Raw genomic sequence first — 21,866 nt, 5'->3', positions numbered from 1 at the left:
TGCCTAGGGGTCGAGATGGGCCTCGAGCTCGGGATAGTGGCGAAAGATCCCCGCTTCGCTGAAGGGGAGCCTGCGTTCGGATTCCAGGTAGCGGGAAATATTGGGACGTCGAGCAACCGCGTCGTGAAGCGCGATCAGTGCCGGCCATTCTCTTTCGGTACGACGCATCGCTTTCGGGAAGGCATAGCGAAGGCCCTCGACCACCTGGAAAAGCGAGAGATCGACATAGGTCAGGCCGTCGCCGACGGGATGATCCGGCCCGGCCGGGTTCTGTTTCAACACGCGCTCGAAATAGCCGAGGAACATCGGGATGCGATAGACGATGAATTCGGCGGCGCGAGCCTTCGCCTCCTCCTTCTGGTCCTCGTAGTAGAGCGAGCCGGCGATCGGATGATGGGTGTCGTGCGCCTCGGCGACAAGATCGGTGATCGTCAGCTGCAGCCCGTTTGCCACGAAACGTTGCGCCTCATCGGCCGGGGAGAGGCCGAGCTTCGGGCCGAGATACAGAAGGATGTTGGCGACATGCGGAATCAGCAATTCGCCGTCGACCAGAAAGGGCGGTGCGAAGGGGACGAGCGGATCAGACCGGCTCTGCATGATCTTCATCATGCGGTCGGTCCCGCCTCCCTCCTTGTCGCGGGTCACATCGATATAGTCGGCACCCGCTTCCTCGAGCGCCAGCCTGACGAACTCACCGCGACCCTGGATGCCGTCCCAGTAGTAAAGTTCATACGGCATGTTCACTGCCCCCTTGCGCAGTCTGCAACGCCGCGCAGATCCTTTAACCTTTCGGCTCCAAGCCGAAGTTCTTTCGGCCGTTCCAAGCTTCCGGCCGGCACGGCTGATTTAGAGTTTGAAGCACCGCGCTTGCAATCGAGCCTAACCCGTTTCGCATCGAAAGGTTCCGGACGGGCCGAAAGTGACGAGTGCGCGGCCCGCAGAGCCGCCGGCAGCCACGCGAACTATTACGTCAACGCGTAGCTCGAGCGTCTTGAGACACACAGGATGACCGGACGGTCAGACGTGCCGACCGCACCCAGATGATGGCCGTTTCCTGGCGTTACTTGCTAGCGACTTTGCGCGTGGTCTTCTTCGGCGCCGCGGAGGTTGCCGTCTTGGTGGTCGTCGCCGCCGCCACCCGCGGTTTTCGGATGACCTTGGCCTTGATTTCCTTGCCGTCAACAGACGCCGCGGAATTCTTCAGCGCATCATGTTCCTTGGTGGCCTGCTCCCAATGATGAAAGTCACGGCCGGTCGGATACCCCTCCTTTTCCCAGAGAGCGTATGCCCGTTTCTTGATCCACTCTTCGCGTGATTCTGCCATCGTCGACCTCCAGTGGGGAACTGCCGGATTATGAACTCTGGAATGCGGTGATCGTTCCAGAGGTTCACCCAAGGTTCAAGAGGAAATGCACCAGAAACGTCGAATATTTGCATGTGCGAAGACCGTTGTGTGCACAAGCACTATTATAGGGGTGTGAAACGGGCGGACGCTTACCGCCCGGCAGGGAACCAATCGACGACTGGGCAGTTTTCCGCTTCCGTAGCAGACCGTCGGGCATCGGCCTGCTCGGGCGACAGTCCACCAGCGCAAAGGGTGCAAAGCGCATGGCAACAGTCCTGGATATCGACCGACATCGCAGCATCGCCGGGAACTGGGGCGCGACCTTCACGGCCCGCGATCGAGTCCGCTTTCGGCTGTGGGCTCCGGCTGAAACCGACATCAAGCTCAGGCTCGGCGGCGAGGACCGGCCGATGAGGCAATCTGGAGGCGGTTGGTTCGAGATCGAGGTTCCGGGTGTCGCGAGCGGCGACGAGTACATGTTCGTCCTTTCTGACGGGCTCGCCGTAGCCGATCCGGCATCGCGTGCGCAGGCCGCCGATGTCCACGGACCTTCCCGGATCGTCGACCCGATTTATCCATGGCAGAACAAGAACTGGTTGGGCAGGCCGTGGGAGGAGGCCGTGCTCTATGAACTTCATATCGGCACGTTCACGCCGGAAGGGACCTTTCGTGCTGCGATGGACCGCCTACCGTATCTTGCCGAAGTGGGCATCACCGCGCTGGAGGTCATGCCCGTTGCGCATTTTTCCGGCGCACGCGGGTGGGGATATGACGGCGTCCTCCACTATGCGCCGCATCCGGCTTATGGCACGCCCGACGACATGAAGGCCTTCATCGATGCCGCGCACGGACACGGCATCATGGTGCTGCTGGACGTGGTCTACAATCACTTCGGGCCGGACGGGAACTATCTGCACCGCTATGCGCCGCGCTTCTTCCGCAAGGGCAAAGCGACACCCTGGGGTGCTGCCATCGATTTTGGCAGGGAAGAGGTCCGCGCGTTCTTCATCGAGAACGCATTGTACTGGACGGGCGAATTCAATCTCGACGGACTTCGGCTCGACGCCGTCGAGCAGATCCACGACAGGTCTGCCCGACACGTGCTGAGCGACATCGCGGAAACGGTGCGCTCAAGGCTTCCCGATCGCCATGTCCATCTCGTGGTAGAGGATCAGCGCAACATGACGAGCCTGCTCCAGCGCGAAGCGGACGGCGAGACCCGCAGGTTCACCGCCGAGTGGAACGACGATTTTCACCACGTTGCCCATGTCATCGCAACTGGCGAGAAGAAGGGGCACTATGCGCGATTTTCGGCCGACACATGGGACAAGTTGGCACTGGCGCTGCGTTACGGTTTCATCTTTCCGGACATCGATGCGTCGGGCAACGAGCGGCAGGCATCCGAAGGCGAGGAGAACCTTCTGCCGCCGACCGCCTTCATCGACTTCCTGCAGAACCACGACCAGGTCGGCAACCGCGCCTTCGGTGAACGGCTTCTTTCACTTGCCGAGTCGGAAATGGTGGAGGCATTGACGGCGATCCAGTTCCTTTCGCCGCACATACCGTTTCTTTTCATGGGCGAGGAATTCGGGGAGACGCAGCCCTTCTTTTTCTTCACCGACTATCAGGGCGAGCTCGGCGAGGCGGTCCGGAAGGGTCGCATCAAGGAGGCCCAGGGCTTCGGCGGACTGGCAAACGGCCGGTCCGAATCTGAGTTGCCGGACCCGAACGATCCGGCGACATTCGAGAATTCCAAGCTTCGGTGGGACAAGCTGAATTCCTCTCACGGCCGCAAATGGCTCGGCCTGGTCGGCGATCTGGCGAAGCTGCGGCAGCGCTACATCGTCCCGCTGCTTTCCTGGCGTGGCGAGGTGGAGACGAAGACGCTTGAAGCCGCGGACGGCATTCTCGCGATCTCCTGGACCTTTGGCGACTGGACGCTGGAACTACGCGCGAACCTCGGCACCGAGCCGCGACGCGCGCCGCCTTTCGAAGGCGCGGTGATCTTCCATCGGCCTGACGTGACCGAGTCGGAAATGAGAAGCGGCAAGCTTGCCGGCCATTCCGTTCTCTTTGCGATCGATCCTGGCAACGCCGCGGGCAGCGGCTGACGGAGGCCCGGCCTACAGCTAGGTCGCCACCCGTTCAATCGACAATACATCCTGTGGGTGTTCCGCGGTGGCATTGAACCTTGCAGGACCGCGGCTATACTCCGCGCCATGATCGACCTCATCCTTGTCTATTGGCCGCATATCCTTGCAGCAATCTCGATCGCGATGGGAGCCGTCGCGGCGATCCATGCGGCAATGACGAAGGAGGAGGTTCGCGCCGCAATCGGCTGGGTCGGCGTCATCATCCTGTCGCCGATCGTCGGCGCCGTGCTTTATGCCATTGCCGGGATCAACCGAATCCGCAGGGCATCGCTCAGCCTGCAGCGCAACGGCCTCTTCGAAAAAGGTCCACGCAGCGACCTCACCGGCTACGAGGCTGCCTCAGAAGACGTGCTCGCGAAATATGGCGGCCGTTTCGCTGCCCTGCAGACGCTCGGCGACCGCGTTGCGTACCGACCGATGACGACGGGAAACACGGTCGAGATGCTGAAGTCGGGCGACGAAGCCTATGCGGCGATGAAGGCCGCGATCGAGAGCGCCGAGCGCAGCGTGATCCTGGAAACCTATATTTTCGACCGCGACAAGATCGGCCAGAGGATAGCCGATGCACTGATCGCGGCCGTCAAGCGCGGCGTCAACGTACGCGTTCTGATCGATGCGGTCGGCGCCCGCTATTCCGTGCCGAGCATCCTCGGCTATCTGCGCGACGGCGGAGTGCCGGTCGACATTTTCAATGGAAACGTCATCATGGGCCTGCGGCTGCCTTATGCCAACCTGCGCACCCACCGAAAGATCCTGGTGGTCGATGGCCGCGTCGCCCTGACCGGCGGCATGAATATCCGCGAAGGCTTCACCTACGAGGTCGCCGGACCTGCCTATGCCCGCGACATGCATTTCCGCGTCACGGGACCCGCCGTCGCCGGGCTATTCAGCACCGCTGCCGAAGACTGGCGCTTTGCCGCCAAGGAACTCCTGAACGGGCCGGGCTGGGAGATCGCCCCACCCAGCACCGAGGCAGGAGCGCCGGTCCTGATGCGTATCGTCGCTTCCGGGCCGGATCGCAGCGTCGAAACGAACCACAAGATGCTGATGGGTGCCTTTTCCGTCGCGCGCACCTCCATCCGCGTGATGTCGCCCTATTTCCTGCCGGACCGCGAGCTCATCAGCGCGCTCGTCACCGCTGCCCGGCGTGGCGTGGAGGTCGACATTGTGGTTCCCGCCGCCAACAACCTGACGCTCGTCGATCGAGCCATGACCGCACAGTTCGACCAGATCCTGAAGAACTACTGCCGCATTTGGCGGGCCAAGGGCCCGTTCAACCATTCGAAGCTGCTGGTGATCGACGGCGCGTGGGCCTATGTCGGCTCATCCAACCTGGATCCGCGATCGTTGCGGCTGAATTTCGAAGTCGACTTGGAAGTCCTCGACGAGCAGTTCGCGGGGCGGATCGCCTCGCATATCGACGACGCCATGGCTTCGGCAGAACCGGTCAATCTCGAGGAGCTGAGGGCGCGGCCCTTCCCGATAAGGCTCGTCGAGAAAATCCTGTGGCTTGGTTCGCCCTATCTTTGAGGCCCCGAGCTCTTACTCTATTGTGCGAGGGGCATGGCAGGTTCCGGGATGCTGCCTATATGTTGGGTTGACGCGGATTTCATGGTTTCGGAAGCGGCAAACGGTCGGCGGCGTTGATGCACAAAAAGAAGGACAGTATCCCGGCTAACATCCTTGCTTCGCTCAAGAAGAGAAGAAGGCGGCCGGAAACGAGTCATGCGCCGCGCGGCAGCGCCAAGGTTGGAACGCTCATCGCTTCCTACAATGTGCACAAATGCGTGGGCGCGGACCGTCGTTTCGATCCCGAGCGCACGAGCCGCGTCATCCACGAGATCGATGCCGACGTCATCGCCCTCCAGGAGGCCGACACGCGCTTCGGAGAGCGAATGGGGCTGCTCGATCTCGGCCGGCTGGAGCGGGAGACGGGGCTGACGCCGGTCCCCCTTTCGGGCGTCAACAAGGCCCACGGCTGGCACGGCAATGTCGTCCTTTTCAAGAAAGGGATGGTGCGCGACGTGCACCAGATCAAGCTGCCCGGGCTGGAGCCGCGTGGCGCGCTCGTTGCCGAGATCGATCTAGAGAGCGGCGGAGCGCTGAGAATCATCGCCGCGCATCTCGGTCTTCTTCGGCGTTCGCGCGCGCAGCAGGCACGGATGATCGTCGACATCCTCGGCAGCAAGGACGAGACGCCGACCGTGCTCCTCGGCGATCTCAACGAATGGCGGCTCGGCGACCGCTCCTCGCTCAATACCTTCCAGACGGTGTTCGGCCCGCTGCCGCCCGCCGTACCGAGCTTTCCATCGGGCCTGCCCGTGCTGGCGCTCGACCGCATCATGGGCAACCGCAGAGGTCTGGTTTCGACCGTCGAAGTCCACGACACACCACTGGCGCGCATGGCATCGGACCACCTGCCGATCAAGGCGATGATCGATCTCACCAAGATCGAGGAGACGGCAGCGGACCTTGCCGCTCAGGCGGCGGCCAGGCTGCGGACATAAGACCGCCAGCCGCCATAGCCGGTGATGTCAGATGCGTCCTTGAGCGCGGCCGCTTCCACCAGGAACCCCTTTGCCGAACTGCCGTCCGCAAGCGCGATCGTGCCCACGCCGAGCGGTGAGGGAATGGCGGCCACGAAGCGCCCGAAGGCTTCCGGCGTCAGCTGCCAGACTTCGGTATCGATCTCCGCGCCCTGTGCGTCCTCCACCCGAATCAGTCCGGGCTTCGGCGGATTTTGTCCCGCAAGAGCATAGAGCCGGTAGGATTTGCGGGTGCGAACGCTGCGGTCGAAACGGGCGCCGAGGGTCTGGAGCTGGCCATTGAGCGGCATTCCGGAGAGATGGGCACCTACAACCACAATCTCGATGGTCTCCTCCCGGAGAGGCACCGGCGCAATCGTGGGTGCAGGCAGTGGCCATCCCGTCGCGCCAAGCGAAATTCCAGCGGCCTGCTGCATATCGCGGGCGAGCGACGCGGGAAGTCCGTCGCGCCCGGCGGCGGCAAGCAGAGTGACGCTCGACGGTAGGCCGTCCCCGCGTTTGCCGGCGGGAACGGCGATGCCGCACATGTCGAGCAGGTTAACGAAGTTCGTATAGGTGCCAAGCCGCGAATTCTCGCGGATCGGCTCGGCTTCGAGATCGGTAAGGCTATAGTGCGCCGGCGCCGTCGGTACGCAGAACAGGTCGACGGAAGCGATGAGCGGCGCGAGCTTCTTCTTCAGCGCCTGCAGCGCGTAGAAGCCGTTGAAGGCGTCGGCCGCCGAAAGCGTCTTCGCTCCGCCATAGATCTTGCGCGTTACCGGGTGAAGGCTTGCTTCCCTGAGGTCGAAGAAGGGTTTGATCGCCGCGTAGCGCTCGGCTACCCAGGCTCCCTCGTAGAGCAGGTTCGCGACGTCATAAAAATCGTCGAAGGGGACTTCCACGATCCGGTGACCGAGGGTGGCCAGCATTTGCACGGCCGTCTCATAGGCGGCTTCCATCTCGGCATCGAAGAACCGGCGGTCGACCTTTGCCGGCACACCGACGGTCAGGACCGGAGGCGATACGCCGTAACCGGTCGCGGCCATCGCTCGCGAATAGACATCACTCGAATCCTGGCTTGCCGCGAGCGCAAAGACCTTCCAGGCGTCGTCTACAGTTAGGGCAAAGATCGAAACGCAATCGAGCGTCCGGCAGGCCGGCAGGACCCCGGTCGTCGAAAGCGCGCCGACGCTCGGCTTCAATCCGACGATATTGTTGAGGCCGGCCGGGATGCGGCCGGAGCCTGCGGTATCGGTGCCGAGAGCAAAACTCACAATGCCCCGTGCGGTCGCAACTGCCGATCCCGAACTCGAGCCACCCGGCACGAGGCGGGGGTCGATGGCGTTGCGGGGAACCGGATAGGGCGTGCGCACGCCAACGAGGCCGGTCGCGAACTGATCGAGATTGCTCTTGCCTATGACGAGCGCGCCGGCCTCCCTCAGAATCCGGACGACCGTCGCGTCGACCTGTGGCCGGAAGGCGAAATCCGGACAGCCCGCGGTGGTCGGCATGCCGGCGACGTCTATGTTGTCCTTGACGGCGAAGGGCACGCCCCAAAGGGGTTTTGCGACCGGGTCGAACGCGCCGAGCGCGGCAGCCTCCGCAAGCAATTCGTCCTTGCGGGCAAGGTGGATGAAGATGCCCGGATCATCTGCCGCCGAGATGCGGGCGAAGGCGGTCTCGATCATCTCCGCCACGCTCCAGCCGGCAGCATAGGCGGCGTGCAGGGAGGCAATGTCGAAGGCCTGTCCTTCCGTCATTTCTCATTCCCCCAGTATCTTCACCGGCCGATCCCACTGGATGAGGACGACGCAGCCGGTATCGCTCCAGACGGAATGCTCGGTCCCCACCGCATTGACGATGTAGCTCCCTTGGCCATAGGCGCCTGCTTCATCGCATTGGATGCCGTCGAGCACGAGAATGGTTTCGAGCCCCTCGTGGCGATGGTGGGGAACGGTCGCGCCGGGTTCGTATTTCAGCAGCGCCACGCCCGGCTGATCGGTGTCGAAATGATGGATCCAGTGGATTGTCACCCCCTGTCGAAAGGGTCCGAACTCGAGCGACCGCCAGCCACCGTCCGTCAGCTTCTCGCGCGTTGTTTCAGACACGGGCAATTCCCTCGAGTATGTCGTCGATCCGTGCCGTCCAGCCGACGATGCCGCCCTGGGCGCGGATCATTGCGATGGCGGCAGCCTTGAATTCGGGAAAGTAGCTCTCCGTTGCCTCCTCGGCGAGCAGACATTCATAGCCACGGTCGTTCGCCTCGCGCATCGTCGTCTGGACGCAGACTTCCGTCGTGACCCCAGCAAAGACCAGCTGCTTGATGCCCCTTTCCTTGAGCACGTCGCCGAGTTCGGTCGCGTAAAAGGCGCCCTTGCCAGGCTTCTCTATGACGATCTCGCCATCTACGGGCGCGAGTTCGGAAAGGATCGCCGTGCCCGGTTCGCCAGATATGAGGATGCGCCCCATAGGACCCTCGTCACCGATGCGGAGCACGGGATTACCGCGGTCACGCTTGGCTGGCGGCAGGTCGGAGAGGTCCGGCTTGTGGCACTCCATCGTGTGGATGACCGGGAGGCCAGCACCGCGGAAACCTTCGATCAGCCGCTTGACGTCGGGGACGATCTTCGTGATGCGGCTGACGTCGTTTCCGAGGCTTGCACCGAAACCGCCGGGCTCGGCGAAGTCGCGCTGCATGTCGATGACGATCAGCGCCAGTTCATCGGTCTTTGCCGGGAAGGCGAAGGGTTTTGCCTTGATCGCCGCCATCAGTGATGCCCTGCCATATGAGCGCCGATCACGCCGATATCAGCCGAACGCGCCGGCGTTTCGTAGACGAGCCTGCCCTCGGAGATGACCATGATGCGATCGGACATTTCGAGGAGCTCATCAAGGTCCTCGGACAGGAGGAGCACCGCCGCACCGGCATTGCGGGCGCGCATGATGCGGGCCCGGATCTCGGCCACCGCGGAGAAATCGAGCCCGAAGCACGGGTTCGAGACAATCAGAAGGTCGACTTCGCCGGTAAGTTCGCGGGCAAGCACGGCGCGCTGGACGTTGCCGCCGGAAAGCGCGGCGATCGGGGACGACGACGAGGCGGTCTTGACCTTGAAATCCGCAATCAAGGCAGTGGCGCGCTTCTTCATCTTGCCGGCGTTGAGCCAGATTGCGTCCGTGCCGTTCTCCCTCAGATCGAAGGTCCGGAACGCAAGGTTCTCGCTGACCGTCATGCGCGGGGCGCAGGCATTGTGCAGCGGTTCCTCGGGAATGAAACGGACCTTGTTTTTCCGCGTTTCCGGCCGCGTCGCGCCATAGGTCTCGCCATTGACGGTCACGCGGCCGGCATCGGTCGGGCGCTGGCCGGCCAGGATCTCCGTCAATTCCTTCTGGCCGTTGCCGGAAATGCCGGCAATGCCGACGATTTCGCCGGAACGCACGGTCAGGTCCTCGATCTCGATCATCTTCAGGCCGGAGCGGTCCGGTGCCTTGACCTGCTCGACCTTGAGCACGGGCTTCGCGCCCGCGGTGACGGGAACGCGGCTATCGAGCTCGGCGAGCTTGACGTCGCCGATCATCATCGCGGCCATGTCCGCCGTCGACAGTTCGCCGACCTTGCCGCCGCCCATGAGCTTGCCGCGGCGAAGGATCGACACGGCATCGGCGAATTTGGTGACCTCGTGGAACTTGTGGGAGATCATCAGCACGGTCAACTCGCCGCGCTCTGTCATGCCACGCACGAGCCCCAGCATTTCGTCGGCTTCGGCAGGCGTCAGCACCGAGGTCGGCTCGTCAAGCACCAGAAACGAACGACCGAGATAGAGCTGCTTGACGATCTCCAGCTTCTGCTTTTCGCCGGCAGCAAGCTCGCTCACCGGCCGGTCGAGCGGGATGCGGAAGGGCATCTGCTCCATGAAGGCGGCGAGGTCCTTACGCTCCTTCGCCCAATTGATGATCGGAGGCACCTTGGCGCGGTTGATGACAAGGTTTTCGGCGCCTGTGAGCGATGGAACCAGCGTGAAATGCTGGTAGACCATGCCGAGCCCGTAGGTGGCTGCATCCTTCGGTGAGTGGACCGCCACTTCCCGGCCGTCGACCGAGAGCGAGCCGGAAGTCGCGTGGTAGAAGCCCATAATGCATTTGACGAGCGTGGACTTGCCGGCGCCGTTTTCGCCGAGCAGTGCATGAAAGCTGCCTGCGGGAATCTTGACGGAGACATGATCGAGCGCGGTAAAGCTGCCGAAGCGCATCGTCATGTCGATCGTTTCGATGCCGACGGCCTTGCCGGCCTGGGGGAGGGGCGTGTCGCGGACGATTTTCATGGCAGCTGGCTCACGAGTGCGGTCGAATTGGAGACGGAGCCGAACACACCGCCCTGCATCTTCACCATATGGATGGCGGCGAGATGATTGCCGTAGTCGGTGGCGCCGCAGCAGTCTTCCAGCAGCAGGCATTCGAAGCCGCGGTCGTTTGCCTCGCGCATGGTGGTCGAGACGCAGACGTCGGTGGTGATGCCGGTAAGGATTATGTTCTCGATGCGCTTCTGGTTGAGGATCAGTTCCAGGTCGGTGGCACAGAAGGAGCCCTTGCCCGGCTTGTCGATGATGACCTCGCCTTCGAGCGGATAGAGTTCCGGAATGATGTCCCAGCCCGGCTCCCCGCGCACGAGGATGCGCCCGCAGGGACCGGCATCGCCGATACCGGCGCCGATGCGCTGCGAACGCCAGCGCTTGTTGGCCGGCAGGTCGGCGAGATCGGGGCGGTGCCCCTCGCGGGTGTGGATGATGTGATAGCCCTTGGCGCGCATGGCGGTCAGCACCTTCTTGATCGGCTCGATCGGCGCCTGCACCAGGGACAGGTCGTAGCCCATGTGGTCGACATAGCCGCCCTTGCCGCAGAAATCGGTCTGCATGTCGATAATGATGAGCGCGGTATTCTCCGGCCTGAGATCGCCGTTATAGGGCCAGGGATAGGGATCGGCGTCGATAAAATGTCCTTTGGTCTCGACCATGGCGTCCATCGTCTAGTCTCCTATTCACCCGCAAGTTTGAATGTCTCGCCGTAGCGGCGCGTCGGCCTGGCAAAGCCGCAGGAGGTGCCGTCGGTCACCTTCACCTCGTCCTCCCAGGGCAGGCGGTATTCTCCAGCAATCAGGTCGTGCATGTAGCTGTAAGGCGCGTCGCCCGCTCCGCCTGCGACAGCCACATAGCCGCGATGGCCGAACTGGTAGATGTTGTTTTCCACGCCCCAGCCGAGGCGGGCCTCGCGGATCAAATCAGGGCGCACTTCGGCGGTGATGATCTCGTTGACCCGCCCCGAGGTGCCATGGGCGATGATCGAGCCGTCGAAATTGCAGATCATGCCTTCGCCCATCGAATCGAACGTGCCGTCGGAGCCGCACATGCACACACTTGCCGTGACCATCAGGTTGCAGAAGGCGTTCGACTGATTGGTAAATTTCCAGCTCTCGCGGATCGGCGCGGTATAGCCGGCGGTGCGGATCATGATCTCCGTGCCCTTGTAGGCGCATTCGCGCGCCATCTCAGGGAACATGCCGTCATGGCAGATGATGAGGGCGAGCTTTGCGCCCTTCGGCCCGTCGATGACCGGGATCCCGAGATTGCCGGGCTCCCAGGGCTCGACCGGCACCCATGGATGCATCTTGCGATAATAGAGCTTCAACGCGCCCTGGTCGTCAATCACGATCCCGGAATTGTAGGGCATGCCTTCCGGGTTCAGCTCCATGATCGAGAAGCAGCCCCAGATCGCATTGTCCTTGCAGGCTTGCCTGAAAGCCGCGACCTCGGGCCCGTCCAACGTGCACATGATCTCGGGGTTGATGTCCATCGAGAGGCCGTGCAGCGCGTATTCGGGAAAGACGACGAGGTCCATGCCCGGCTGGTTGCGCCGCGCCTTGCCGACGAGATCGACAATGACCTGCGTCTGGCGGGCAAGATCCGCCTTCGTGACGGTAACGGGAAGCTGCAGCTGTACGAGGCCGATGCCGACGCCGTGCTCCGACTTGTTGAGGCCGCCCAGTCCATTCATCGCAAGCCTCCTCCTATTTCGTCAGCGAGAGCGCGCCCGGAGCGCCCGCGAGCGATCGGGTGGGCGAGGACGTCGCAATCATGATGACGAGGGTCAGCACGTAGGGTGCGGCATAGAACAGATAGTAGCCCTGCGTGACGCCGACCGATTGCAGCGCCGGTCCGAGCGCGCCCGCACCGCCGAAGAGAAGGGCAGCAAGGAAGCAACCGATCGGGTTCCAGCGGGCGAAAATGACGAGCGCGACGGCCATCAGCCCCTGTCCCGAGGAAATGCCCTCGTTCCAGGAGCCGGGATAGTAGAGGGAGAGATAGGCGCCGCCGATGGCGGCGAGCGAGCCGCCGACCGCTGTTGCGAGCAGTCGCACCGTATCGGGGTTGATGCCCATGGCGCGCGCCGCATCGGTGCTGTCGCCGACCACGCGGAGGATGAGGCCGACGCGCGTGTTCCTGAAGGCCCACCAAAGGGCAAATGCCAGCGCCGCACCAATGAAGAACAGCACGTTGATGTTGAGTGCGGCCTGCACCTGCGGCACTCCGGACCAGCTGCCGAGCGGGATTGAAGGGAGTTTCGGCGCCACCGGCTGGATGAAGGGCTTGCCGAGGAAGAATGCGAGGCCGAGCCCGAACTGCATCATGGCGATGCCGATCGCGATGTCATTCACCTTCGGCCATTTGCAGATCCAGCCATGAAGGAGCCCGAAGATCGAGCCCGTCGCCATGGCGGCCAGTACGCCCAATGTCGGCGAGCCGGTCATGACCGCAACCGCATAGGCCGTCATGGCGCCGAAGACGAGCGTGCCTTCGAGGCCGAGATTGATGCGCCCCGAGCGCTCGGTGATCGTCTCGCCAAGGCTGACGAAGATGAAGGGCGTGGAGACGCGGATGGCTCCGGCGAGAATCGCGAGCGGCACGCCCCAGATTCCGATGCCTGTCTCTTCCATCATGCTCTCCCTTTTGCCGCTTGCGGGCTTTTCCAGAGGTCGGGATTGAAGATCTTGAAGCGGCCGTAAAAGGTCTCGCAGAAAAGGATGACGATGAAGAGCGTCCCCTGCAGCACAAGCACCGTGGCATCAGGGAGACCCATGCGGCGCTGGATGAGCCCGCCCGAAGCATCGATGCCGCCAAGCAGGATCGCAACCGGGATGATTGCCAGCGGATTCTGCCGCGCGAGGAAGGCGACGAGAATGCCGGTATAGCCGTAGCCGGCGGCCAGCGATGCATTGGCGCTTCCTTGCACGGCGGCAACCTCGATCATGCCGGCGAGCCCGGCAAAGCTCCCGGCAATCGCCGTGAAGCCAACGATCAGCCTTCCCACCGGCAACCCTTGGATCTGCGCGGCACGCACATTGCCGCCGGCGATGCGGGCGGCAAAGCCGAAGCTCGTCACCTCGATCAATATCCAGGAGGCAATGCAGGCGACGACCCCGATAACGAGACCCCAATGTACGTCCATGCCGGGGATGTTGCCCAGCATGTATTCCGGCGGCAGCGGCGTGGTCGAAGGCTTGTTCAAGCTTGCCGGATCACGAAGCGGCCCTTCCACGAACTGGTTCATCAGCGCAATGGCGATATAGGCAAGCAACAGTGAGGAAATCGTCTCGTTGACACCCCGATAGTGGCGAAGGAAGCCGGCAAGGCCGATCCAGATGCCGCCGACCACCATGGCGGCCACCCCCATCACAACCAGGGTCAGGAATACGGGAGCGACGCCGACGATCGGCAGGGCAGCGGCCGCTGCGGCGACACCGCCAAGAACGACCGCGCCCTCGCCACCGATGATGACGAGGCCGAGGCGGGCAGGCAGTGCAACGCAGAGAGCAGTGAGGAGGAGTGGCGCGGCACGACTCAGGCTGTTTTGCACCGAGAACCAACTGCCGAAGCCGCCCGTGTACATCAGCTGGAAGAGGGTGGCCGGCGACTTGCCGACCGCCAGGATGAAGATGGAAAAGAGCGCCAAGCCGATCAGGATCGCGACAAGACTTATCGCTACCGGCTCGGCATGGCGGGCGGTCCACTCGAGTATCGGGCGGAGCGAGCCCCGTCTTTCGCCGGCCAGGGAGAGGGTGGAATCATTCGCCTCGATCGTCATGACGAAGCCTCCCTGGCCATCAGGCCGTCGATCCAACCACGCCCTCGACGAGGTAATCCATGCTTTCGAGCTCGATCGCGTCCTCGGCAAAGCTCTTGTCGGCGGTCACGACCGCGTTGCCCTTATTGTCATTGATCGGCCCCTTGAAGACCGAGAACGTGCCGGCCTTCACGTCCGCAAGCGTCGCCTCGAACTTCGCGCGTGCCTCATCCGACACGCCGGGTCCGAGCGGGCTCATCTTGACGAAGCCGTCCTTCAGGCCGCCGCGAACGAAATTGCCGAGCGGTTCGCCGGCCTGGGCCTTCTTGACGAAGTCCGTATAGACGTTGCCCCAGGCCCATTCGGCGCCGGTCAGGTACTTCTCCGGTGCGAGCGGGCTCTGGTTGGCATGGTAGCCGCAGATGAAAGCACCGCGGCCGGCAGCGGTCTCGACGACCACCTTGGGGCTGTCGACATGGCAGGTGATGACATCGGCACCCTGGTCGATCAGCGCGTTGGTTGCTTCCGCTTCCTTTACGGCAAGCGACCATTCGCCGGTGAAGATCACCTGGCAGGTGATCGACGGATCGACCGAACGCGCGCCAAGCAGGAAGGAGTTGATGTTCTGCAGCACCTGCGGAATAGGCTTGGCTGCAACGAAGCCGATCTTCTTGCTCTTCGAGGCATAGCCTGCGGTAATGCCGTTCAGATATTGCCCCTGGCCGATATAGCCGAAATAGGATCCGGTATTTGTCGGGTTCTTGCCCTCTTGCCAGAGGCCGCCACAATGGCGAAACTGGATGTCGGGATATTTCGCGGCCATGGCGAGCATGTGCGGATCGAAATAGCCGAACGAAGTCGGGAAGAGCAGGGTAGCGCCGTCCAGATTGATCATCGACTCCATGGTCTTCTGAACATCGACGGTTTCGGGCACGTTCTCTTCCTCGACGACGGTGATTCCGGGCATCGCCTTGATGATCGCCGCACCTTCGGCATGGGCCTGGTTGTAGCCGTAGTCGTCCTTCGGGCCGACATAGATGAAGCCGACAGTAAGAGCATCCTGCGCGGCAGCGCGCGAGCCAAGGAGCGACGGGGCGAGCCCGAGGAGGGCGCCGGCTGCCGAGGTCTGGAGGAAGCTACGACGATTCATGGGAAGGAGTTTGGTCATCGGAATGCTCCTTGCGGCGGAAGCCGCGCTCGAAAGGGTTACAATAAAGTGCATGCAATACCCGTGCCAAAAGTTAAGTGACTGCTTATGTTGAATTTTCTTTCTTAGCGGATTTTCAAAGGCAAAAACTGTATGCACATTTCTGCCCCGAAGTGAGCAAAGTTAATGCAATGTACAAATTTTATGCAGAGTGAATGAACAGGAAGACAATGCGGGACAATGGGCCTGAAAGGCAGATTAGCTTCGCGGCTTTGACATTGATATTACAACCATTTACATCCAAGATTGACTTTTCATCCTGCGCGATACATCTGTATACAGTGATGTAATCCGGCAGAATCGCGCGGTGAAGCAAGTCAGAAGAAGAGAGATCATTCGTGCAGGCACGACCGTCGAGCAGATGGTCCGGGCAATCGCAGACATGATCGTGCTCGGCGAGATACTGCCGGGCGAACGTCTCGAGGAAACATCACTCGCAAGCCGCTTCGAGGTCTCGAGAACGCCCGTGCGCGAGGCGCTGCGGCAGCTCTGCACGATGGGTCTTGTCGAGCGCGAGCCGAACCGCAGTGCAGTCGTCGCGACCGTCACCGAGCAGTATCTTTCCGCGATGTTCGAAGCGATGGCGGAGCTGGAGGCGATCTGCGCCCGGCTTTCGGCGGAACGCATGACGGTGGATGAGCGACGGTCGCTGGAGACGATGCACCGCGCATCGATGCGGCTGGTACATGCGGGCGCGGAAGAGGATTATGCTGCCTATAATGCAGAATTCCACACCCGCCTTTATCGCGGCGCGCACAACGAGCACATCTACGATCTTGTGACCCAGACGCGAGTACGTCTTGCCCCTTTCCGCAGGGCGCAATTCCGCATCCCGGGTCGTCTTGCGAAATCCTACGACGAGCACGACGTCATCGTCACGGCGGTGATGCGCGCGGACGCGGCCGGGGCAGGCGGCGCCGCCTATTCTCATGTCTCGATCGTCAGCGATGCCAGCGCGATCTTCGCCGCCGATTCGAAATCCTACCTCTAGCAATCGCCGGCTGGGCGGAGCAGCGGCGCTGTCTAGGCGCTGGCGAGTTCCACGCCTGAAATTTCGCGACAGATATCGAGCAGCTGGTCTTGCAACGCGATGTCACGACTCTCCGGATTGGGGTCCAGCGGCCTCAGGTGATAGAAATAGCCGCCGGAAGTTCTTGCAGCGGCATCCTCGCTTGCTGCGAGCCATGCCTGGGTCTTGTGGGCCTGGGTGAGATCGTCGGGAGCGCCGCGACCGCCCATCTTTGTGGCGACCCAGCCCGGCTCGAGCGCGTTGGACATGACGACCGGCCAAAGGCGCGCCGCCGCAAATGCCAGCAGCACGTCATGCAGCTTGCTTTCGGCATAGGCCGTTGATCCGTTCCATCGGCGCCTCTGCCAGAGAATGTCGTCGAGATTGGCATCGGCATGTTGGTGCATGCCGGAGCTGAGATAGACGAGCCGCTTCGGCCGCTCGATCAGCGCAGTCAGGATGTAGGCGGCGAGCGTATTGACCGCAAAGACGTGCGGCAGTCCATCGGCCGTGACCTGATGTGCCTCGCGGTATCCGACGGCCGCATTGTGGATCACGGCATCGAACCGCCCGAGCTCATTCACCTGCCCGGCGACCTCCTTCGCCGTGGCGACCGTCGCCAGGTCACCGATCACGACGGCCTCTGCCGCGGGCAGCGCGCGCCTGGCATCTTCGGCCCGCGAAGCGCTGCGGGCATGCAGCACGACGCTGTGACCCTGCTCGACAAGCAGCTGGCCCGCCATCAGACCGAGGCCGGTCGATGACCCGGAAATGAATACCCGCGACATGGATTTCTCCTTCTGCTGAAAACCTAGAAAGGCGCGTGGCGGTTGCCAAGCAACTTCGGCCGGCTGGAGCTAGTTCCGCGCTTTCGCCCGCCAGGCGACGAGACTTCCAAGAAACGCCGCAACGCCGCCGAGAACGTAGACGGCAGCGTAACCGAACATGCCTGAGACGACCCCGGCGGCCGGGCCGGACAGGCCGTAGGCGATGTCGAGGAACGCCACGAATGCGCCCATGGCGCTCCCACGGCTTGCCGGAGGCACGCGCTTCAGGGCCTCGACGCCAAGCGCCGGAAAGACGAGCGCGCAGCCAAGCCCTGTGACTAGCCCGCCCAGGAGTGCGACGGATTCATTCGGGGCGGCCCAGATCAGTGCCTGCCCGACCGCTTCGACCAGCAAGGAGACGACCGCGACACGGTATCCGCCGATCCGGTCCGGCAGGTGGCCAAAAAGCAGGCGCACGAGGATGAAGCCGGCGCCGAAACACGTCATGACGAAGCCGGCATGAGACCATCCCTTGGAAGCGAAGAAGAGTGAGGCAAAGGCGCTGAGCACCGCGAGCCCGACGCCCGAGAGCATCAGGCCAAGGCCCTCCCGCCAGATCTGGCCGACGACGCGGCGGAAGGCGAGGCGCGCGCCGGCCGCCGACGTGTAGGACTTCGCGCCGAGTGCGATTGCTGCGGCAAGCAAGGGTGTGGCGATGCAGGCGATCGTAACCGCGAGGAAGCCGTGGCTCTGGAAGAGCCGCATGCCGATGGGCGAGCCGACGGCAAGTGCGGCAAACATGGCGATACCGGTCCAGGACATCGACATCCCGGCGCGCTGCGGGCCGACCGAGGCGATCGACCATGACACGCATCCCGTCACGAACTGGCTCTCGCCAAGGCCGACCGCAAGGCGGCCGATGACGAGCAGGGGCAGGCTCAGGGCGGAATCGAATGAAGGTGTGGCCGCAATGAGATACAGGAGCCCGCCGAATGCGCAGGCGGCCGCGCCCTGCAGCGCCGATCGCTTGCCGCCTTGCATGTCGGTTACCCTGCCTGCATAGCCGCGGGTGAGCACGGTTGCCAGAAACTGAACGCCGATCGTGAGGCCCACGACAAGATTGCCATAGCCGAGGCTGTCATGGACGAAGAGCGGGATGACGGGAAGCGGCAGGCCGATGCAGAGATAGCCGCAGAAGAGTGCAGCGATGATGGCCGGGGCGGGACGATCGAGGTGGACCGGCGCCTCGTCGCCATCCGCGGTCGCGGAGAGCGGTTGCGACATGATGGTCTCCATGTTCGGTAGGGGATGGAAGCTGCCGGCCGCGTGAAATGCGGCCGGCGCGTCAGATGCCCGATGCTTCAGGCGGCATCGAGAGGCGGAAAGGATTTCTCGAATCCCTCGGGCCTGTAGCCGGCGGCCGCGAAGAGGTGGTCACGCGATGCGGCTATATCCGAGAACAGGCGACCGGTATCGACGCCGAGCAGCTTTCCATGACGCTTGCGAATGCGGCCCGCGACCATGACGGTGTCGACGTCCGAGCGCCCGATAGCCTGGACGACCGCGCCGATCGCATTGGTCGGCGGGAATACGCCGATGCCGTCCGCCCGCACCATGATGATATCGGCCTGCTTGCCCGGCGTCAGCGTGCCGATCTGCGACTGCAGGCCCGCTGCTCTCGCACCGTTGACCGTCGCGGCCTCCAGGACAGCTTGCACCGAAATGGGGGCGGGGACGTCGGCTTCGCCTCGGAACTTTCGGTAGCGCATGGCCGAGCGTTGCTGGGAGAAGAGGGCATGCATTTCGCCGAACATGTCGCTGCCGAATGCCGTGTCGAGATCGATGCCGAGGGCAGGTGTCAGGCCGTGGTCGATCGCCTGCTGGTAGGCAAAGGACTCGTCATCGAAGCCGAACAGTGCGTCCGACCGCGGGTTGACGGTTACGTTGACGCCGGCATCGGCAAGCAGCCTCCAGGCATCCTCCGGGATACGGGTGCAGTGATTGAAGATGTTGTCGGGACCCAGCACGCCCTTTTCTGCGAATTCAGGACCGAGCTTGGCGAGATCGCCGATGAATTCCGTCAGTATCCGCAGGCCGAGTCCTCGAGCGACCTTCCAGGCGTCGAGGTCGAACTGGCCGAACAGGCCGACGCGGACCAGGTCCGTTTCAGAGGAGCCCCATTTCCCGGCAAGCCTGGCAAGATCGCCGGGCAGGTGAAGCGGCGAGGCTTTCTTGTCCATCGGCTTGCCGACCATGTGGAGCGCACGGATGCCGGCCTCCTGAAACGCGGCGAGCGCGGCGTCAGTGTGCTCAGGGCTGCGGGAATTGTGGCAGGCGTCGATGATGGTGGTAATGCCGGCATCGAGCGAGGCGACCGCGGTCAGCCTCGTGCTCTGATACATGTCCTCAGGCCGGTAGGCCGAGCCGAGGGCTTCGGCCACGACCGCGATATAGTCGAAGAGATCGTCGACATTCGGCATCATCCTGCGCATCACGCCGAGCCAGGCATGATGATGGGCATCGACGAGACCCGGCAAAACGATGGCGCCGGCAGCATCAATGACCTCCGCATCGTCCGCCTGAACGGCAGGACCGACCGCCACGATCCTGTCGCCCTCCACTAGGACATCGCCCTTTCCGAGGTTCGGGACCGCCGGGTCCATGGAGACGACGGTGCCGCCCCTGAAAATCTTCCGAGGATTGCCCGTGCTCATGTTCAGTTCCTTTCCGTTGTCGTTTTGGCCTTGCGAGGCGCCGAGCACGTTATCGCGCCAAAGCGATCTTGATTTAAGTGCGCTTATGTCAGATGGTTGCTGACCAAAAGTCAGGAATAGCCCCATGAGCTTCGATGGACGCCTGCTTGCCGGGGTGAGTGTTCTGGCCGCAGTTGTCGAAGGCGGCAGCTTCGTCAAAGGCGCCGAACTGATCGGGATTACCGCATCCGGGGTAAGCCGTGCGATCGGGCGGCTCGAGGCACGACTGGGCGTCCGCCTCCTCGACAGGACGACGCGATCGATCATGCTGACCGACGAGGGCAGGCACTTCTATGAAGAGGTGAAGCCGCATCTCGACGCGATCGAGGAAGCCGCTTCAGTTGCTGCCGGCACAACCGCTCTCGTACGCGGCCGGTTGAAGGTCGACATGGACCCGTTTTTCCTGCCGCTCGTTCTCGCCGGACGGCTCGGGGCATTCTGTGATCGCTACCCCGAACTGTCGATCGAATTCGTCTCGAGCGAGGAGCTTGGAAATCTCGTCTCCGACGGCATCGACCTTGCGATCCGTTTCGGACAACCCCGTTTTTCCAGCCTTGTTTCCAGAAAACTGGTGGAAGCGCCGATACTGACCGTCGCCTCTCCCCTCTACATCGCATTGTATGGCCGCCCGGTGCACCCTTCCGAACTTTCAACGCACCGCTGCCTGCAATTTCGCGACCCACACACCAAGCATGCCTTCGAATGGGAATTCGTCAACGAAACCACCTCGATAGTGGTGGAGACGCATGGCCCGCTTCAGTTCACCGATCCCAAGACAATGCTCCAGGAGTGCGTGGCAGGCACGGGCATCGCGCAGGTGATCGGCTGGGGCGTCGGCGATCTGCTGGAAAGCGGCGAATTGATCGATCTTTTTCCGGAATGGCACGGCGAGCGCTTCCCGCTCTTTGCCATCCACCCCTCACGCAAGCATCCGCCGGCCAAGGTCCGCGCATTCACCGATTTCTGCATCGAGGTCATCAGCAGGCTCTGACGGCCGGTCCTTTGACCGGTGCCAAAAACGTGTCAGCGCATATTGCATCTGTAACCGCATCACCGCCTGCAGAACGGCGCGGTAGCGAGCGGGTGCTACCGAAGCCGGTGGCCGGGTGCCGTGGACCGCGCCATATGTCTCATCTGATGCTTTGGAATGCGATGGAGAACCAGGATGACGATCAAGAAGGATTTTCAGGTAACACGGCACTCACCGGACTTCTGGCATGTCACCTTCGACAATCCGCCATTGAACCTGATAGGCCCGGCCACGATCAATGATCTCAACGAATTGGCTCGTGAAATGGAAGCTGATCCCGAGCTGAAGGTCGTGCTTTTCGACAGTGCCAATCCGGAATTCTTTATTGCGCACTTCGACATGAGCCGCGCCGGCGAAGCGCAGCCCGACATGCCCGGAGGCCGCTCGGTGTGGATCGATTTCACGGAACGCCTCAGCCAATCGCCTGCAATCAGCATCGCATCGGTGCGCGGCCGCGCGAGGGGCGTTGGCAACGAAATGCTTCTCGCTTGCGACCTTCGATTTGCGAGCCTGGAGAAAGCGATATTCTGCCAGCCGGAGGTTGCATTCGGCCTGGTGCCGGGGGGCGGCGCCATCGAACGGTTGACGCTGTTGATGGGACGAGGCCGGGCGCTCGAGATGCTTCTCGGAAGCGATGACTTCGATGCGGCAACTGCGGAGCGATACGGCATGATAAATCGCGCCTTGCCCGATCACGAACTGGACGGGTTCGTGGCCGAGTTCATCCGGCGCATCCGGTCGTTTGATCGAGAGGGCCTGTCCACCGTGAAGCAACTCGTCAACCGGCATGGGTTGCCAAATGCCGATGATCTGATCGCTTCGACCAACGCTTTCCGTCGAGCGACCTCGCTGGAAAGCACACGGAAACGCCTTGGGCAACTGGCCGAAGGCGCAAGGACCAATCCGGATTTCGAGCGCCGCCTGGGCTATCATGCCGGGCAGTTGTCACGGTGAATTCCGGCGCC

General features: G+C 62.7%; 20 protein-coding genes. 6 read left to right on the top strand and 14 right to left on the bottom strand.

Annotation, left to right across the window (positions count from 1 at the left end; genetic code table 11):
• Positions 1 to 3: 3 nt before the first annotated feature.
• Together EV286_RS24050 and EV286_RS24045 are read right to left on the bottom strand one after the other, a co-directional pair.
• Positions 4 to 738 (bottom strand): glutathione S-transferase, encoded by a 735-nt coding sequence (locus tag EV286_RS24050; protein ID WP_132959702.1) that lies wholly within the window; start codon positions 736 to 738, stop codon positions 4 to 6.
• 322 nt (positions 739 to 1,060) lie between these two features.
• Entirely contained in the window at positions 1,061 to 1,324 is a 264-nt protein-coding gene (locus EV286_RS24045; protein ID WP_132959701.1) for a DUF2934 domain-containing protein, read from the bottom strand.
• A gap of 284 nt (positions 1,325 to 1,608) precedes the next feature.
• Here EV286_RS24045 and treZ point away from each other — a divergent pair, with 284 nt between their 5' ends.
• The 3 genes from treZ (at position 1,609) to EV286_RS24030 (ending at position 6,005) form a co-directional block, all read left to right on the top strand.
• The gene (treZ, locus tag EV286_RS24040) at positions 1,609 to 3,456 is read left to right on the top strand and encodes a malto-oligosyltrehalose trehalohydrolase (RefSeq protein WP_132959700.1); all 1,848 of its coding nucleotides are present in this window, start codon (positions 1,609 to 1,611) and stop codon (positions 3,454 to 3,456) included.
• Positions 3,457 to 3,564: 108 nt separating this feature from the next.
• Positions 3,565 to 5,028: a phospholipase D-like domain-containing protein gene (locus EV286_RS24035; protein WP_132959699.1), complete on the top strand. Its 1,464-nt coding sequence runs from the start codon at positions 3,565 to 3,567 to the stop codon at positions 5,026 to 5,028.
• Positions 5,029 to 5,144: 116 nt separating this feature from the next.
• Entirely contained in the window at positions 5,145 to 6,005 is an 861-nt protein-coding gene (locus EV286_RS24030) for an endonuclease/exonuclease/phosphatase family protein (RefSeq protein WP_132959698.1), read from the top strand.
• On the opposite strand, the gene atzF is transcribed toward EV286_RS24030, so the two are convergent.
• From atzF to EV286_RS23985, 9 genes are read right to left on the bottom strand one after another with little or no spacing between them, the layout of a single operon-like run.
• Positions 5,978 to 7,783: an allophanate hydrolase gene (gene atzF / locus EV286_RS24025; RefSeq protein ID WP_132959697.1), complete on the bottom strand. Its 1,806-nt coding sequence runs from the start codon at positions 7,781 to 7,783 to the stop codon at positions 5,978 to 5,980. The genes EV286_RS24030 and atzF overlap by 28 nt on opposite strands.
• Positions 7,784 to 7,786: 3 nt before the next feature.
• Entirely contained in the window at positions 7,787 to 8,131 is a 345-nt protein-coding gene (locus tag EV286_RS24020; protein WP_132959696.1) for a cupin domain-containing protein, read from the bottom strand.
• Entirely contained in the window at positions 8,124 to 8,792 is a 669-nt protein-coding gene (locus EV286_RS24015) for an isochorismatase family cysteine hydrolase (RefSeq protein WP_132959695.1), read from the bottom strand. The genes EV286_RS24020 and EV286_RS24015 overlap by 8 nt, the downstream gene beginning before the upstream one ends.
• Complete coding sequence (locus EV286_RS24010) at positions 8,792 to 10,342, bottom strand: ABC transporter ATP-binding protein (protein WP_132959694.1); 1,551 nt, start codon at positions 10,340 to 10,342, stop codon at positions 8,792 to 8,794. The genes EV286_RS24015 and EV286_RS24010 overlap by 1 nt, the downstream gene beginning before the upstream one ends.
• Entirely contained in the window at positions 10,339 to 11,040 is a 702-nt protein-coding gene (locus EV286_RS24005) for an isochorismatase family cysteine hydrolase (RefSeq protein WP_132959693.1), read from the bottom strand. Before EV286_RS24005 ends, EV286_RS24010 begins: the two co-directional genes overlap by 4 nt.
• Before the next feature lie 11 nt (positions 11,041 to 11,051).
• The gene (locus tag EV286_RS24000) at positions 11,052 to 12,068 is read right to left on the bottom strand and encodes a formamidase (RefSeq protein WP_132959692.1); all 1,017 of its coding nucleotides are present in this window, start codon (positions 12,066 to 12,068) and stop codon (positions 11,052 to 11,054) included.
• A gap of 13 nt (positions 12,069 to 12,081) precedes the next feature.
• The gene (locus EV286_RS23995; RefSeq protein WP_132959853.1) at positions 12,082 to 13,008 is read right to left on the bottom strand and encodes an ABC transporter permease; all 927 of its coding nucleotides are present in this window, start codon (positions 13,006 to 13,008) and stop codon (positions 12,082 to 12,084) included.
• Positions 13,008 to 14,156 carry an ABC transporter permease gene (locus EV286_RS23990; RefSeq protein ID WP_132959691.1) on the bottom strand — a complete coding sequence of 383 codons (1,149 nt, stop codon included), beginning with the start codon at positions 14,154 to 14,156 and terminating at the stop codon, positions 13,008 to 13,010. The genes EV286_RS23995 and EV286_RS23990 overlap by 1 nt, the downstream gene beginning before the upstream one ends.
• Positions 14,157 to 14,175: 19 nt before the next feature.
• The gene (locus EV286_RS23985) at positions 14,176 to 15,303 is read right to left on the bottom strand and encodes a BMP family ABC transporter substrate-binding protein (RefSeq protein WP_132959690.1); all 1,128 of its coding nucleotides are present in this window, start codon (positions 15,301 to 15,303) and stop codon (positions 14,176 to 14,178) included.
• A gap of 346 nt (positions 15,304 to 15,649) precedes the next feature.
• Between EV286_RS23985 and EV286_RS23980 the strand changes: the two genes are divergently transcribed.
• Positions 15,650 to 16,333: a GntR family transcriptional regulator gene (locus EV286_RS23980; protein ID WP_132959689.1), complete on the top strand. Its 684-nt coding sequence runs from the start codon at positions 15,650 to 15,652 to the stop codon at positions 16,331 to 16,333.
• 32 nt (positions 16,334 to 16,365) lie between these two features.
• Here the strand turns inward: EV286_RS23980 and EV286_RS23975 are convergent, their stop codons facing one another.
• The 3 genes from EV286_RS23975 to EV286_RS23965 all read right to left on the bottom strand — a co-directional run bounded on the left by EV286_RS23975 (position 16,366) and on the right by EV286_RS23965 (position 19,832).
• Positions 16,366 to 17,139, bottom strand: coding sequence for an SDR family NAD(P)-dependent oxidoreductase (locus EV286_RS23975; protein WP_132959688.1), 774 nt, complete (start codon positions 17,137 to 17,139; stop codon positions 16,366 to 16,368).
• Positions 17,140 to 17,208: 69 nt separating this feature from the next.
• Complete coding sequence (locus EV286_RS23970) at positions 17,209 to 18,402, bottom strand: arabinose transporter (RefSeq protein ID WP_132959687.1); 1,194 nt, start codon at positions 18,400 to 18,402, stop codon at positions 17,209 to 17,211.
• A 77-nt stretch (positions 18,403 to 18,479) separates the two neighbouring features.
• On the bottom strand, positions 18,480 to 19,832 hold the full coding sequence (locus EV286_RS23965; RefSeq protein ID WP_132959686.1) for an amidohydrolase family protein: 1,353 nt from the start codon (positions 19,830 to 19,832) through the stop codon (positions 18,480 to 18,482).
• Between the two features lie 124 nt (positions 19,833 to 19,956).
• On the opposite strand from EV286_RS23965, the gene EV286_RS23960 reads away from it, so the two are divergent.
• Both EV286_RS23960 and EV286_RS23955 read left to right on the top strand, forming a co-directional pair.
• Positions 19,957 to 20,862 (top strand): LysR family transcriptional regulator, encoded by a 906-nt coding sequence (locus EV286_RS23960; RefSeq protein WP_132959685.1) that lies wholly within the window; start codon positions 19,957 to 19,959, stop codon positions 20,860 to 20,862.
• A gap of 174 nt (positions 20,863 to 21,036) precedes the next feature.
• Positions 21,037 to 21,855, top strand: a complete 819-nt coding sequence (locus EV286_RS23955) for an enoyl-CoA hydratase/isomerase family protein (RefSeq protein ID WP_132959684.1) — start codon at positions 21,037 to 21,039, stop codon at positions 21,853 to 21,855.
• Positions 21,856 to 21,866: the final 11 nt, after the last annotated feature.

The sequence above is a fragment of the Rhizobium sp. BK251 genome, from assembly GCF_004345245.1.
Taxonomy (GTDB): Bacteria; Pseudomonadota; Alphaproteobacteria; order Rhizobiales; family Rhizobiaceae; genus Rhizobium.
The sequence above is the reverse complement of the archived record's forward strand: the minus strand, read 5'-3'. Positions and strand labels throughout refer to the sequence as shown.